Source organism: Heliomarina baculiformis (assembly GCF_019966545.1).
Taxonomy (GTDB): domain Bacteria; phylum Pseudomonadota; class Alphaproteobacteria; order Rhodobacterales; family Rhodobacteraceae; genus Heliomarina; species Heliomarina baculiformis.
The window spans coordinates 187555-202152 of the sequence record NZ_JAIMIC010000004.1; the positions used below are offsets into that span (position 1 = coordinate 187555).

Below are 14598 nucleotides of genomic sequence, written 5' to 3' on the forward strand. Positions count from 1 at the left end.
TGGCCGCATCGAACCAACAGAAGGAGAACCATGAAATGAAACGGAAATTCCTCTTATCCCTTGGCGCCGCCTGCATGGCTGCTGCACCTGTCCTTGGCCAGTCCCTGCCGGGCGAAGGCACCACGGTACGCTTTTCGCGCAGTGACAGCCTTGGCGCGCAATACATTCAGGACGCGATCCTGATGCAGGCGCTGACCGATCTTGGATACGACGTCGAACTGACCACTGTCGGCACGGCCGCCTTCCTTCAGGCGGCGATGCAGGGAGATCTTGATGTCTCGGGCGATGTGAACATGCCGCAGCGCCAGCTGCAATATGTCACCGTCGAGGACGATGTCGCGCTTCTGGGAGAAGGCACCATCGAGGGTGGTGGCATCAACGGCTACATGATCGACAAGGCGACCGCCGAGGAATACGGCATTACCGATGTCGGCCAGTTGAAAGATCCCGAAATCGCGGCGCTGTTCGACTCGGATGGCGACGGCAAGGCGAACCTCATGAACTGCGACCCGGGCTGGAGCTGCGGCGATGTGGTGGACTACCAGCTTGAAGATTTCGGCCTGATGGACACGGTCCAGTCGGTGCGCGCCAAGTACGAACCGCTGCTGGCCGAGACCTTCAGCCGCTATCGTCAGGGCGAGCCGATCCTGTTCTACACGTGGAGCCCGTCTTTCGTGACGCAGGTTCTGGTGCCGGGCGAAGACGTGGTCTGGCTGCCGATCCCGCGCGACTCCGCGCCCGATAGCGTGAGCGTGCCGAACGGCCACGTGGTCGAGGGTGTTGTTGGCTGTGCCGGGGACGCGCCGTCCTGCCGCATGGCGACCGGCTCGTGGAACTGGGAGATCGCCGCGAACCGTGAATTCCTTGCCGAAAACCCAGTTGTCGAAACGCTGGTTTCCACCGTTCAGTGGCCGCTTCAGACGTGGTCGAACTGGGAAGGCGCAATGAAGGAAGACAATTCCGACCGTGCCATCGAGCGCATCGCCGCCACCTGGATCGAAGAGAACCGCGAGACCTATGAGGGTTGGCTTGAGACGGCAAAGGCTGCCGCGGGCGAGTAAGCCATTTATAGAATGACGGACCTGGCCGCGCCTGTCGCGGCCCGGTTTTTTCATGCCGGTTCTTTGTCCGATTTCTGTTTCAATCGCTCGGCTACGCCTCTGGCCCAGCGGTTGGCGGCCTCGCCAAAGCAGTCGTGCAGGGAATCCGCTGCGATTACGCTGCCCAGCGACATCCGGCCCAGAAGGCAGAGATGCGGGATGGGGGTGCCGTCGACGTCGATCACGGTGCCGTCGGGTGCGGTGCGGGCGCCCATGCCCTTGGTGATTTCAGTCAGCTTGCCATTTTCCATGAGTCCGCAGATTAGCGGATCGGTGGTGATCGACAGATTGGGCGAGGGCAGGACAGAGTCCACCATGACCAAGACCTCGGTTTGCCGGTTACCCGACGTGAGCTGCCATCCCGACGGGGTGAGGTCGAGCTGCGGGTCGGCCGCATGGCCAAGATCGACGATTCCGGCCTCGATCAGCGCCTCCATTTCGCGGGCCGAGCTGATCGGCTGACCGTAGGAATAGCGTTTGAGTCCTTCGTCGAAACCGACGATTTGCTCGGCCGTGTCGGGGGGCGTTTCAACGGGGTTGTAGGCGGCGCGGATCTCGTCCTGCCACTTGCGCCAGATCTGCCCGAAGGCAAAGCCGATATCGGGGGCGCGCTGGCCCGAGGCGAGCTCTATGCCCGCCTGAAGGGTCTCACGCGGGCCGTCCGAAGATTGCGACCCGGGGACGTCCCATTCCTTGTCGAGCCAGTCGGCGATGTCCTTGTCGGATACCGTCACGGCGTGGTGCTCGAGGACGTGCCGGACGGCGGGGATGATCGCCGCGTTGAGCAGTTCTCTCGCCTTGTCGGGGGCGGAGCATGAAGCTTGTGCCATCGCCTTGCAGAAGGCTTCGGTATCCGCTTTCGGCGGGGTGAAGGGCGCGTCGAGCTCGCCTGTTTCGGGCTTGGGGAAGGGCGGTTTCCCGTCGAGTGAAAACAGCAGGATGCGGGCCGGTTCACGACCCGAGGCGATGTATTTACCATGCTCGAAACGCCCACCGAGTCCGAGTGTCAGCACCCGCAGAACGTCGAAGACCGAAAGGCCCATGCCCCGGATCGCGACGGTTTTGTCGCCCCATTGTTCGGCCGCGCGGGCAAGGTTGCGGGCGGGGTAGGCATTGGCGAGGATCGCCCCGCTTCGTGCGGCGTGGTTCTGCCAGTGGGAGAGCTGGTCGTCGGGGGTGCTGGCGGGTTGTCCGGGCGTCAGCAGAACCTCATCATAGGGGCCAAGCCATTGGCCGTGAAGACTGATTTCCCATCCGTCGCCATTAGGGCGCAGGTCGTCCGCCCGGCCAAAGACCCGGGTGATCGTCGGGTGGCCCTGTGCGGCGAGATCGGTGTGTCGCGCTTCGAGATAGCGCCCCAGATCGGCACGGAGCGGAAAGCTGTCAAGGTCGGGATCATGGGCGAGCCAGTCGGCGAATGCGCCACATTTGGAGCTTCGCGGCGCGCGGATGTCGATGTCGCGCATGGCCGTGTTTAGCAGGCAGAGCGGGCTTTCCTCGGGGTCGAAATTCGGGCCGGCGGCATTGGCCGGGAATGGGTCGAACGTGTCGATCTGCACCGCGCGCTGTTCCTCGCGCAGGTCGGCGGCAAGGGCTTCGAGTGCGCCAAGGCTGCGAGGGCCTGCGCCGATGACCGCGATGCGCAGGGCGGGGTGGTCGGTTTTCATATTGTTGCTTTCATTGATACCCGGTTCACCATTCGTTTACGTGTAATGGGGGGAAAAGTTCCCCTTTTGCCGTTTTGAGAGCCGGTCGCGCGGGCGGTGCGGGCTGCGGTTGTACTGCGGTTCGCAGTGCTGCGATTTTTTCAGAGGAGTTATGTTATCTTTGCGTGGCGGGCGGTGACTCGGTGGATTTTATATCCTTTATTTCCATTAGCTTGCGTCCATTTTTGGTGCGATTGAGGTCAGTCCACAGGGGAGGCACAGGCTGTACACCCCCTGTACACCCCCCGTGCATCGGAGCGTGCATCTCCGCGGGAAAATCGTTCCGGAGCGCGGCGGGCAGGGCTTGCGGGCAACCGGGCAATATGCCGGGAAAAGGTTGACGAAAGGTTTCCTGTGCGAACGGGGCAAAGCTGTCGCCGCCGCGGTAATCAACGGGACGGCATGTGTCTGTTTTCCGCGCAGCGCCGGTGCCTTTGCGGTTTCCAGTGCGGGAGGATTTCGCCTAGGTTCGGCGCGAATGAATACCTGAAAGGACAGGCGCATGTCAGACATCACCATCTATCCGGCGCGCAAGATCATCACGATGAACCCCGCGCGGCCGGAGGTGAGCCACGTGGCCGTGCGTGACGGGCGCATCCTTGGTGCGGGCACGCTGGAAGAGCTGGAGGGCTGGGGCGCTTATGAGCTTGACGCGCGCTTTGCCGACAAGGTGCTGATGCCCGGCATGGTCGAGGGGCATGCGCATACGATGGAGGGCACGCTCTGGGGCAACGTCTACGTGGGCTATTTCGACCGGATGGACCCGGATGGCACGGTCTGGCCGGGGCTGACATCCATCGACGCGGTTTTGGCGCGGCTGACCGAGGCCGAGGCGGCGCTGAGCGATCCGGATGCGCCCCTGTCGGCGTGGCAGTTCGATCCGATCTACATGGACAACCAGCGGGTCAATCGCGCACAGCTGGATGCGGTATCGGCGACGCGCCCCATTGGCGTGCTGCATGCCTCGGTCCATATCATGAACGTGAACACCCGCGCGCTGGAACTGGCCGGGCTGATGCGGCAGGGCATCGAGCATCCCGGCATTCCGCTGGGCGAGGACGGCTATCCCACAGGTGAGCTGAAGGGGCCCGAGGTGATGGGGCAGGTCGGGGCGCATGTAGGGTATGCGCAGGCGCTGACCGATTGCGACGAACCGGGCTTGCACGCCTTTGCGAAGCTTTGCGTGCGGCAGGGGGTGACGACGGTGACCGATCTGGCCGCCGGGTTGTCGCCGGAGTCGGTCGAGATGATGCTGCGGGTCACCGGAGAGGCGCGCTTTCCGGCGCGGGTGGTGCCCTTGCGTTATTTCATGGGGCTGTCGCCCGCCGATCTGGTGGCCGAAGTGGTTCGGCTGCGCGACATGTCCACGGACCGGCTGCGGATGGGGCGGATCAAGGTGGTGGCCGATGGCTCGATCCAAGGGTTCTCGGCGCGGATGCGCTGGCCGGGCTATTACAACGGCGCGCCCAACGGCATGTGGTACATCGCGCCCGAGCAGATGGAAGAGATTTACGAGCGCGCGCTGGAAGCCGGGGTGCAGATCCACACCCATACCAATGGCGATCAGGCGACGGAACTTGCGCTGGAGAAGATGGAGGCGGCGCTGGCGCGCCATCCCCGTCGCGATCACCGGTTTACGCTGCAGCATTGTCAGCTTGCGGATGCTGCGCAGTTCCGCAAGATCGCGGCGCTGGGCATGTGCGTGAACCTGTTTGCGAACCATCATTTCTACTGGGGGGACGCGCATTTCAATCTGACGGTCGGGCCGGAACGGGCGGAGCGGATGAACGCCTGCCGCACGGCGCTGGCGTCCGGCGTGCCGATGGCGATGCATTCGGATGCGCCGATCACCCCGCTTGCGCCGCTGTTTACCGCCTGGTGCGCGGTGAACCGGTTGACCGCCTCGGGCCGGGTGCAGGGAGAGGCAGAGCGGATTTCCGTGAGCGAGGCGCTTTACGCGGTGACTTTGGGCGCGGCCTATACGCTGCATCTGGATGGAGAGATCGGGTCGATCGAAACCGGCAAGCGGGCGGATTTCGCGGTGTTGGAGGAGGACCCGACCACTGTGGATGCCATGGCGCTGAAGGATGTGTCGGTCTGGGGGACGGTGCAGGGCGGTCGCGTCTTTGCCGCGGGGGATCTGTGAGCGCGGCGCTGCCCGTCACGGTCATCGGTGGTTACCTTGGGGCAGGCAAGACGACGCTGGTGAACCATCTGCTGCGCCATGCAGAGGGGCGGCGGCTTGCGGTGCTGGTCAATGAATTCGGCGAATTGCCCATCGATACGGACCTGATCGAGGCCGAGGGGGAAGAGCTGATTTCAATCTCGGGCGGTTGCGTCTGCTGTTCCTTTGGCAGCGATCTGACGGCGGCGCTGCTGCGGCTGGCGGCGCTGGAGCCGCGTCCCGATCACGTGGTGATCGAAGCCTCGGGCGTGGCGATACCGGGGGCGATCCTGTCGAGCGTGTCGCTGCTGGCGGGGTATCGCGCGGATGGGGTGGTGATCCTGGCGGATGCGGTCGGTCTGCGGGGCAGTCTCGACGATCCATACGTGGGCGATACGGTGCGCGCGCAGGTGGCGGGGGCGGATATCATCGTTTTGAACAAGATGGACCTTGTGTCGGAGGCGGCGCGGGGAGGCTTGGTGGACTGGGTGGCGGGTGGATGGCCGGGCGCGGCGCTGCTGCCGGTCACCGGCGGCGCCGCGCCGGTCGATCTAGTGCTGGGTGTCGGCGGGACCCGAGGGGGTGGTTCCGCGGTGGGGCATGCGGACGGTTTGTTCGAGAGCATCGTGCTGGAGGTATCGGCGGAGGTCGATGCGGCGGCTCTTGCCGAGGCGATCGCCACCGGCAGCTATGGGGTTGTGCGGGCCAAGGGTTGGGTTGGCGGGCAGCTTCTCCACGTGGTGGGCCAGCGCTGGGCGGTGACGCCGGGACGCGGGGCAATGGGACTGGTCTGTATAGGTGTGAAGGGGAAGTTGCAGCGGGACGGGCTGGCGGCGCTGGTCGGGTGATTGGGGTTTATGGGGTTTTAGGGGCGCTGCCCCCGTCGGCCTTTGGGCCGACTCCCCCGGAGTATTTTGGGCAAGAGGAAAAGGGGCGGCGGCGCTTTTGAGGTGGGGTGGCTGGTGGGGCTGGTCAGAGGCGTTTGCCGGCCTCGTCGAAGTCGAGTTCGCGGCTGTCGGGCCAGTCGATACCGCAGGCGGTGCCCTCAGTTGGGACCGGGGCAGTGCCGTCCTGCCGGATGGTGAAGCTTTCGCCAGTGTCGAGGCGCAGGTGGAGCAGGGTTTCGGCGCCGAGCGCCTCGGTAAAGACGATTTTGGCCGGGAGGCGGCCGCTGCCTGCTGTCGTGAGAGTGGCGTGTTCGGGGCGGATGCCGATGGTCTTGATGCGGGCGTCGCGGGGGGAGAACAGGCGCGCGGGCAGGAAGTTCGTGGCCGGTGAGCCGATGAAGCCCGCGACGAATTCGGTGGCCGGGTTTTCGTAGACCTCGAGTGGGGCGCCGATCTGGTCGGCGACGCCGCCGTTCATCACGATCATGCGGTCGGCGAGGGTCATCGCCTCGACCTGATCGTGGGTGACGTAGAGCGAGGTGATGCCGAGCTGTTTCTGCAGGTCCTTGATTTCGAGCCGCATCTGCACGCGCAGCTTGGCATCGAGGTTGGAGAGCGGTTCGTCGAAGAGGAACAGGCTTGGTTTGCGCACGATGGCGCGGCCCATGGCGACGCGCTGGCGCTGGCCGCCGGAGAGTTCGCGCGGCTTGCGGGCGAGGTAGGGTTCGAGCTGGAGCATTTTCGCGGCGGTGGCGACGCGGTCCTCGATTTCGGATTTTGGTGTTTTGGCGATCTTAAGACCGTAGGCCATGTTGTCGAAGACGGTCATATGCGGGTAGAGCGCGTAGTTCTGGAACACCATCGCGATGTCGCGGTCCATCGGTTCCTCTTCGTTGACCCGGCGGTCATCGATCAGGATTTCGCCCGAGGTGACAGTTTCCAGACCGGCGACCATGCGCAGCAAGGTGGATTTGCCGCAGCCCGAGGGGCCGACGATGACGATGAATTCACCGTCCCTCACGTCGATATCGACCCCGTGGATGACCTCTGTCTTGCCGAAGGTCTTGCGGATCTGGTTCAGGGTCAGGGTTGCCATTGGGTCGGTTCACATTCTTGAAGTCTGATGGTTTGCGGATCGGTCGGAGCAGGGAGGGTGCGGGGCATTATTTCTCGCTGTCCACGAGGCCGCGGATGAAGAGTTTCTGCATCGAGATGACCACGATCACCGGGGGAATCATCGCGAGGATCGAGGTGGCCATGATCACCGGCCAGTCGGCGATGTCGTCGCCGCTGGGGAACATCTGTTTCAGCCCCATGACGATGGTGTTCATCGACGGGTCGGTGGTGATCAGCAGCGGCCAGAGATATTGGTTCCAGCCGTAGATGAAGAGGATGACGAAGAGCGCGGCCATGTTGGTGCGGCTCATCGGCAGAAGGATGTCCCAGAAAAACCGCATCGGGCGGGCGCCGTCGACGCGGGCGGCCTCGGCCAGTTCGTCCGGCACGGTCATGAAGAACTGGCGGAACAGGAAGGTGGCGGTGGCCGAGGCGATCAGGGGAAAGATCAGGCCGGAATAGCTGTTGAGCATGCCGAAACTGGCGATGACCTCGTAGGTGGGAACGATGCGCACCTCGACCGGGAGCATCAGGGTGAGGAAGATCAGCCAGAAGAACAGCTTGCGCCCCGGGAAGCGGAAATAGACGATGGCAAAGGCCGAGAGCAGCGAGATCACGATCTTGCCGAGGGAAATGCCAAGCGCCATGACCAGCGAGTTGAAGAGCATCCAGGCGACCGGCGCATTGACGCCGGAAAACAGTGCCTTGGTATAGTTCTCGAGAAACTGGTCGCCGGGCAGCAGGGGCATCGGCGGGCGCACGATTTCGGGCTGGCTGACCGTGGAGGCGACAAAGGCGAGCCAGATCGGAAAGAAAATCACGATCACGCCGAGGATCAGTCCGGCATGGGTGAACCAGAGGCCGATGCCGCGTTTCTCGACCATACCCTCGGCGGGAATACGGGCAGAATTCACCGGGGCGGTTTCAGCGGCGAGCGCGTCACGGGCGGTCAATAGTGCACCCTCCGTTCGATGTATTTGAACTGGATGACGGTGAGCAGGCCGACGACCAGCAGGAGCACGACCGACTGGGCGGCGGAGCTGCCGAGGTCCTGCCCGACAAAGCCGTCCTTGTAGACCTTGTAGACGAGGATCGTGGTGGCCTGCTGCGGGCCGCCCGAGGTGATCGTGTGGATCACGCCAAAGGTTTCAAAAAAGGCGTAGACGATGTTCACCACCAGCAGAAAGAAGGTGGTGGGCGAGAGCAGCGGGAAGACGATGGTGCGGAAACGGGTCCAGAACCGGGCGCCGTCGATGGCGGCGGCTTCGATCACCGATCGCGGGATCGCCTGAAGCCCGGCGAGGAAAAACAGAAAGTTGTAGCTGACGCGGCCCCAGCTTGACGCGACCACGACGAGCCCCATCGCCTCGGTTTCGTTCAGCACGTGGTTCCAGTCATAGCCCAAGAGGCCGAGGTACCACGAGATCACGCCGACGCGGGTGTTGAACATGAAGAGCCAGAGCACGCCGGCCACGGCGGGGGCAACCGCGTAGGGCCAGATCAGCAGGGTGCGATAGGTGCCCGAGCCCTTGATCAGTCGGTCGGCGAGGACGGCGAGATACAGCGCCATGCCCATCGAGACCACGGTGACAAGGCCGGAGAAAACGGCGGTGGTGACGAAGGAGGCGCGGTAATACGGGTCCTTGGCGAGATATTCGAAATTGCCAAGCCCGACATATTGCATCGAGAGCCCGAACGGGTCCGGGATGAACAGCGACTGGTAGATCGCCTGTCCGGCGGGGTAAAAGAAAAAGGCAGCCGTGATGAAGACCTGCGGCAGCAGGAGCAGCATCGGCAGCAGCCAGCCTTTGAACGTGACGCGTTTTTCCATGAAACAAGGCGGCCGGCAGCCTAGGCTCCCGGCCTTGGTCTTTCAGTCTTAGTTCGCGGCTTCGAAGCGGCGCAGCAACTGGTCGCCCCGCTCTTTCGCGCTGTCGAGCGCGGCCTGGGCCGATTTGTCACCGGACCATACGGCTTCGAGCTCTTCGTCGATGATGCCGCGGATCTGGTCGAAGGAGCCAAGGCGCAGACCCTTGGAGTTGGCGGTCGGCTCGTTGGTGGTCATCTGCTTGACGGCCACGTCGGTGCCCGGGTTTTCTTCGTAGAAACCCTGTTCGCGGGTCAGTTCACCGGCGGCGGCGGTGATCGGCAGATAGCCGGTGTCCTGGTGCCATTTCGCCTGGATTTCCGGCGATGACAGGAAGTTCAGGAATTCGGCGACGCCTTTGTATTCCTCGTCCGACTGGCCTTCCATGACCCAGAGCGACGCGCCACCGATTATGGTGTTCTGCGGAGCGCCTTCGACACCTTCCCAATAGGGCAGCGGGCGCACATCGAATTCAAAGCTGGCTTCGGACTTGATGCCCGCGTAGCCGGCAGAGCTTTCGGTGAAGAGCGCGCATTCACCGGCGCGGAAGTTGGCGCCGCCTTCGTTGCGGCGCCCGGCATAGATGAATTTGCCGTCCTTGGCCCATTCACCCATGGTTTCGATATGCTTGACCTGCACCGGGCCGTTCAGCGCCAGTTCGGTGTCAAAACCGGCAAAGCCGTTGTCCTGCGTCGCGAAGGGCACATTGTGATAGGCCGAGAGGTTCTCGAGATGGATCCAGCTTTGCCAAGCAGTGGTCAGCGGGCATTCATTGCCGGCATCTTTCAGCTGGTCGAGCACGTCACCGACGTTCTGCCAGGTGGAAAGATCTGTGTCGGGGTCGATGCCGGCCTCGGACAGCGCGTCGCGGTTGACCCAGAGCACCGGGGTCGAAGAGTTAAAGGGCATCGAGAGCATCTCGCCCTCGGTTGTGGTGTAATAGCCTTTGACCGCGCCGATGAAGGCATCGGCGTCAAAATCGGCGCCCGCGTCGGCCATAACTTCGTAGACCGGCTTGATCGCGCCCTTGGCGGCCATCATCGTGGCGGTGCCGACCTCGAAGACCATCAGGATGTCGGGTTGTTCACCGGCCCGGAATGCGGCGATCCCGGCGTTCAGCGTTTCAGAGTAGTTGCCCTTGTGCGTGGCGACAACGGTGTAGTCTGACTGGGAACCATTGAAGGTTTCGACCTGCTCGGCAACGAGTTCGCCAAGGCGTCCGGTAAAGGCATGCCAGAACTGGATTTCCGTTTGCGCGTAAGCGCTTGTGCCAAGTGCCAGCGACAGCGCCGCACCGCCCAGAAGGGTTCTGATTGTCATGTTCATCTCCGATTCACATTCTGCTGAATTATTAAGCATAGGCATGGCTATGCGATTCTCGCAAACTGTATGGGTTCTGTGACAGGCCGGTGACAAATCAGGGCTGTCCACAGGATTATTTCATCAAGCAAATATCTTTGGTATCTTGTTGTTTGCAAACGCATTTGCCGGATTGTGGCGGCTGTTCGCCGGGCGGCGCGCGCCTTGGGTGTGGGTGATTGTCTGGGGATTTTTGAAACTGCCGGGGGATTTTCTCGATGGATGAAATGCGGGACGGCGCGATAGGGTGGCGCGGAACAGCACCCGAGCGGAGAAACACATGCTTGACCTAGCCATTACCTGGGAGTGGATCGCCTTTGCCGTACGCTGGCTGCATGTGATCACGGCCATCGCGTGGATCGGGTCTTCTTTCTATTTCATCGCGCTGGATCTGGGGCTGCAAAAGGCACCGCATCTGCCCAAGGGCGCACATGGGGAGGAATGGCAGGTACACGGGGGCGGATTCTACCACATCCAGAAATACCTCGTCGCGCCTGAGATGATGCCCGAGCACCTCACATGGTTCAAATGGGAGAGCTATGCCACGTGGCTCTCGGGCGCGGCGATGCTGATGATTGTCTACTGGGTCGGCGGAGAGCTTTACCTGATCGACGCGACCAAGGCGGATCTGGCGCTCTGGCAGGGGGTGCTGATCTCGGCCGCGTCGCTGAGCATTGGCTGGCTGGTTTACGACGCCTTGTGCAAATCGCCGCTGGGCGAACGGCCCACCGTGCTGATGGTGCTGTTGTTCGTGCTGCTGGTGGTGATGGGCTGGGGGTATAACCAGATCTTTACCGGCCGCGCGATGATGCTGCACCTTGGCGCGTTTACGGCGACGATCATGACGGCGAACGTGTTCTTCATCATCATGCCGAACCAGCGCATCGTTGTGGCGGACCTCAAGGCCGGGCGCACGCCCGATCCGAAGTACGGCAAGATCGCCAAGCTGCGGTCGACCCATAACAACTACCTGACCTTGCCGGTCATCTTCCTGATGCTGTCGAACCACTATCCGCTGGCCTTTGGCACCCAGTACAACTGGCTGATCGCGGCGCTGGTGTTCCTGATGGGGGTGACGATCCGGCATTATTTCAACACGACGCATGCGCGCAAACCGGCACCGCACTGGACGTGGTGCGTGACCGCGCTGCTCTTTATCGGGATCATCTGGCTGTCGAGCGCGGGCTACACCCGCGAAGTGCCCGAAGAGGAGGCGGCGCTGAGCCAGAGCCAGCAGGTCTTTGCCAGCGCCGAGGGCTATGACGACGTGCGAGATATCGTGCTGGGGCGCTGTTCCATGTGCCATTCGCGCGAACCCTTTTGGGAAGGCATGCTCTGGGCACCGAAACATGTTTACCTTGAGACTGACGCGGACATCACGGCGCACGCACGGATGATCTATGTGCAGGCAGGGATATCCTCGGCAATGCCGCCTGCGAACGTGTCCTTTATCACCGAAGAAGAGCGCGACAAGATCGCCGCTTGGTTCCGGTCGGCGCGTGAGGCGGGAGGCATCGCGCTCGCACTGCAGTGAAGCGCGACGGGTTGACGGCGGCGGCAGGGCGCATAGCTTGAGCGGCAACGCGTGACCATTGGGTGCGCGGCCTCAGCACAAAGAGAGAGCCTATGACCGATACCTATACGCCGCCGAAGAAATGGACATGGAACAAGGAAAGCGGGGGCAAGTTCGCCAGCATCAACCGCCCCATCGCCGGTCCGTCCCATGACAAGGACCTGCCGGTCGGCAAGCATCCGCACCAGCTTTATTCGCTGGCCACGCCCAACGGCGTAAAGGTCACGGTGCTGTTTGAAGAGCTTCTGGCCGCCGGTCATCCGGACGCGGAATACGACGCCTGGCTGATCAACATCGGCGAGGGCGACCAGTTCGGCAGCGGGTTTGTCGATGTGAACCCGAATTCGAAGATCCCGGCGCTGATGGACCATTCGACCGGCGCGCCGACGCGGGTGTTCGAATCCGGGGCGATCCTGTTGTACCTCGCGGAAAAGTTCGGATCTTTCCTGCCCACCGATGCCAGCGCCCGGCCCGAGATGCTGTCGTGGCTGTTCTGGCAGATGGGCAGCGCGCCCTATCTGGGCGGCGGGTTCGGCCATTTCTACGCCTATGCGCCGGAGAAATGGGAATACCCGATCGACCGTTTCGCAATGGAGGTGAAGCGCCAGCTTGACGTGCTGGACCGTCGCCTGTCCGAGAACACCTACCTCGTGGGCGAGGAATACACGATTGCCGATATGGCGAACTGGGCGTGGTACGGCCAGCTTGCGTTGGGCCGTCTGTACGAGGCGGGCGAGTTCCTTGACGTGGAAAGCTATGAGAACGTGCAGCGCTGGGCCAAGGAAATCGACGCGCGCGAACCCGTCAAGCGCGGCCGCATGGTCAACCGGACCTTTGGCGATGCGAAGTTCCAACTGCACGAACGCCACGATGCGGGAGATTTCGAGACCAAGACGCAGGACAAGCTGGAACCCGAAAAAGGGTGACGCTGAGAAAGGCGGCCTGCGGGCCGCCTTTTTTGTTTGTGGGGTGTTCAGCGGTGATGCGCGCGATGGCATCGGGCGAAATATTCCCGTCCGTGCCGCTTGTAGAGACGGCTTGGCCACGCCACTTCTCCTCTGACGCGCTGGATGCAGCGCGCGAGGAGTATCTTTCATGATCGAAACATGGTTGCCGCTTTTGGGTGGCCTGATCCTGCTGGTGGCAGGGGGCGAATTGCTGGTGCGCGGGTCGGTTGAGGCGGCCGAAAGACTTGGGGTTTCGCCCCTGGTGATTGGTCTGACCCTTGTGGGGTTCGGCACTTCGATGCCCGAGCTTGTCACCTCGGTTCAGGCGGGGCTCAAGGGGTCGCCGGGGATCGCATATGGTAATGTCGTCGGGTCGAACATTGCCAATATCCTGTTGATCGCCGGAGTCTCGGCGCTGATCTGCCCCGTTGTCGTGGCCCGGTCGGCGCTGCGCCGGGATGCTGCGGTGATGTTGTCGGTCGCGGTGATGTTTGCCCTGATGGCGATGTTCGTACCGATGGGGCAGGCCGTGGGCGTTGGATTTCTTGCCTTGCTGATCGGCTATATCCTGTTCGTGATCCGGCAGGAGCGAAACGCCGGGGCTACAGGTGCCTTGCATGACAAGAGTCTTGCCCTTGCAGAGGTTGACCCTGCGCTTTCCCAGCCGCACGGTCACCGGCATATCGCCATTCCTTTTCTCATAGCCCTTGCCGGTCTGGCGCTTGTGATCGCGGGAGGCTCCTTGCTGGTCAGCGGGGCTGTGGCGCTGGCGCGGGGTTTTGGTATTTCGGAAACGATCATCGGCCTGACGATTGTCGCTGTGGGTACATCCATGCCCGAGCTTGTTACCTCGGTGGTTGCCGCGGTGAAGCGGCAGGGGGACGTGGCATTCGGCAATGTCATCGGGTCCAACATCTACAACATTCTCGGCATCGGGGGCGCCACGGCGCTTATCGCGCCATCGCAGGTGCCGGATGAAATCGCGCGGTTTGATGCGCCGGTGATGGTGGGCGTTTCCCTGCTCCTTGTCCTGTTCGCTGCAACCGGGTTTCGGATCGCGCGTTGGGAGGGGGCAGTGCTTGTTGCCGGGTATGCTGGTTATTTCTGGTCGATATGGCCCTGATCGAGGGTGCGGTCTGGATCACGCAGCATTCCCAAACCGCGCAACCCATTCCTCGCGCGTGATTTCGAAACCGCTGCAATTATCCTCGGCATAGGCGCGGCGGGGGCCGGTGGAGCGAAGGCCGCATTTTTGCAGGACATGCTGGGAGTTGGCGTTGTCGGGGTCGGTAACGGCGGTGATACGGGGGAGGGTGGTTTCCTCGAAGGCAAAGCGCAACAGGCGGGCGCAGAGTTCGGTGGCAAAGCCCTGTCCCCAGGCGGCGGGCACCAGTAGATAGCCGACTTCGATTTCGTCGCTCGGGTAGCTGTCGGGGGTGAGTTGATCCCAGTCGACCTGATCCGACTCGATGGGCAGCGGGGTCAGAACGCAATCGCCGATCTTTTCGCCGGTGTCCTTGCGGATGACGCACCAGATGCCGATGCGCCCGCCCGCGCCGCGGCGGGTGGCGTTGGCCATGTGATCCTCAACCTCTTGAGCGGTGATCGGGTCACCGACATAGCGCATGACCTCGGGGTCTTCGAGAAGCCGGTGGGCGATGTCGGCATCTGCCGGGGAAAAGGGGAGGAGCCGCAGGCGGTCGGTTTCGAGGATCAGGGACTCGTCTGGCAGGGGGGTGATCATGGGGGCCTCGGCGGGTGTTACACTGTTTTGCATGCTAACCGGTTTTCGCCGGAACCTGCCACAACCGCCTGTCATAATGGTATCACATTTCGGAAAGAATGGACCCGTGCAAAGGCCGTAAACCTGTTTTAGATG

The 14598-nt window shown here is 62.6% G+C and carries 12 protein-coding genes; 6 read left to right on the plus strand and 6 right to left on the minus strand.

Features of this window, described 5'->3' with window-relative positions:
* Positions 1-35: 35 nt before the first annotated feature.
* Positions 36-1061, plus strand: coding sequence for a glycine betaine/L-proline ABC transporter substrate-binding protein ProX (gene proX, locus MF268_RS10780; RefSeq protein ID WP_238370872.1), 1026 nt, complete (start codon positions 36-38; stop codon positions 1059-1061).
* 50 nt (positions 1062-1111) lie between these two features.
* Here the strand turns inward: proX and MF268_RS10785 are convergent, their stop codons facing one another.
* A complete protein-coding gene (locus MF268_RS10785) occupies positions 1112-2767 on the minus strand; it encodes an FAD/NAD(P)-binding protein (RefSeq protein WP_238370873.1) in 1656 nt (551 codons plus the stop codon).
* A 541-nt stretch (positions 2768-3308) separates the two neighbouring features.
* Here MF268_RS10785 and MF268_RS10790 point away from each other — a divergent pair.
* A complete protein-coding gene (locus MF268_RS10790) occupies positions 3309-4952 on the plus strand; it encodes an amidohydrolase (protein WP_238370874.1) in 1644 nt (547 codons plus the stop codon).
* On the plus strand, positions 4949-5818 hold the full coding sequence (locus MF268_RS10795) for a CobW family GTP-binding protein (protein ID WP_238370875.1): 870 nt from the start codon (positions 4949-4951) through the stop codon (positions 5816-5818). Before MF268_RS10790 ends, MF268_RS10795 begins: the two co-directional genes overlap by 4 nt.
* 124 nt (positions 5819-5942) lie before the next feature.
* Here the strand turns inward: MF268_RS10795 and ugpC are convergent, their stop codons facing one another.
* From ugpC to ugpB, 4 genes are all read right to left on the minus strand, one after another.
* The gene (gene ugpC / locus MF268_RS10800) at positions 5943-6953 is read right to left on the minus strand and encodes a sn-glycerol-3-phosphate ABC transporter ATP-binding protein UgpC (protein WP_238370876.1); all 1011 of its coding nucleotides are present in this window, start codon (positions 6951-6953) and stop codon (positions 5943-5945) included.
* Between the two features lie 67 nt (positions 6954-7020).
* Positions 7021-7857 carry a sn-glycerol-3-phosphate ABC transporter permease UgpE gene (ugpE, locus tag MF268_RS10805; protein ID WP_238371132.1) on the minus strand — a complete coding sequence of 279 codons (837 nt, stop codon included), beginning with the start codon at positions 7855-7857 and terminating at the stop codon, positions 7021-7023.
* 65 nt (positions 7858-7922) lie between these two features.
* Positions 7923-8804, minus strand: coding sequence for a sn-glycerol-3-phosphate ABC transporter permease UgpA (ugpA, locus tag MF268_RS10810; RefSeq protein WP_238370877.1), 882 nt, complete (start codon positions 8802-8804; stop codon positions 7923-7925).
* 48 nt (positions 8805-8852) lie between these two features.
* Entirely contained in the window at positions 8853-10160 is a 1308-nt protein-coding gene (gene ugpB, locus MF268_RS10815; protein WP_420485428.1) for a sn-glycerol-3-phosphate ABC transporter substrate-binding protein UgpB, read from the minus strand.
* Positions 10161-10479: 319 nt separating this feature from the next.
* On the opposite strand from ugpB, the gene MF268_RS10820 reads away from it, so the two are divergent.
* From MF268_RS10820 to MF268_RS10830, 3 genes are all read left to right on the plus strand, one after another.
* Positions 10480-11733: a urate hydroxylase PuuD gene (locus tag MF268_RS10820; RefSeq protein WP_238370879.1), complete on the plus strand. Its 1254-nt coding sequence runs from the start codon at positions 10480-10482 to the stop codon at positions 11731-11733.
* Between the two features lie 92 nt (positions 11734-11825).
* Positions 11826-12698 (plus strand): glutathione-dependent disulfide-bond oxidoreductase, encoded by an 873-nt coding sequence (yghU, locus tag MF268_RS10825; RefSeq protein ID WP_238370880.1) that lies wholly within the window; start codon positions 11826-11828, stop codon positions 12696-12698.
* Between the two features lie 169 nt (positions 12699-12867).
* Positions 12868-13842, plus strand: a complete 975-nt coding sequence (locus MF268_RS10830) for a calcium/sodium antiporter (RefSeq protein WP_238370881.1) — start codon at positions 12868-12870, stop codon at positions 13840-13842.
* A gap of 18 nt (positions 13843-13860) precedes the next feature.
* On the opposite strand, the gene MF268_RS10835 is transcribed toward MF268_RS10830, so the two are convergent.
* A complete protein-coding gene (locus MF268_RS10835) occupies positions 13861-14463 on the minus strand; it encodes a GNAT family N-acetyltransferase (RefSeq protein ID WP_238370882.1) in 603 nt (200 codons plus the stop codon).
* Positions 14464-14598 lie beyond the last annotated feature (135 nt).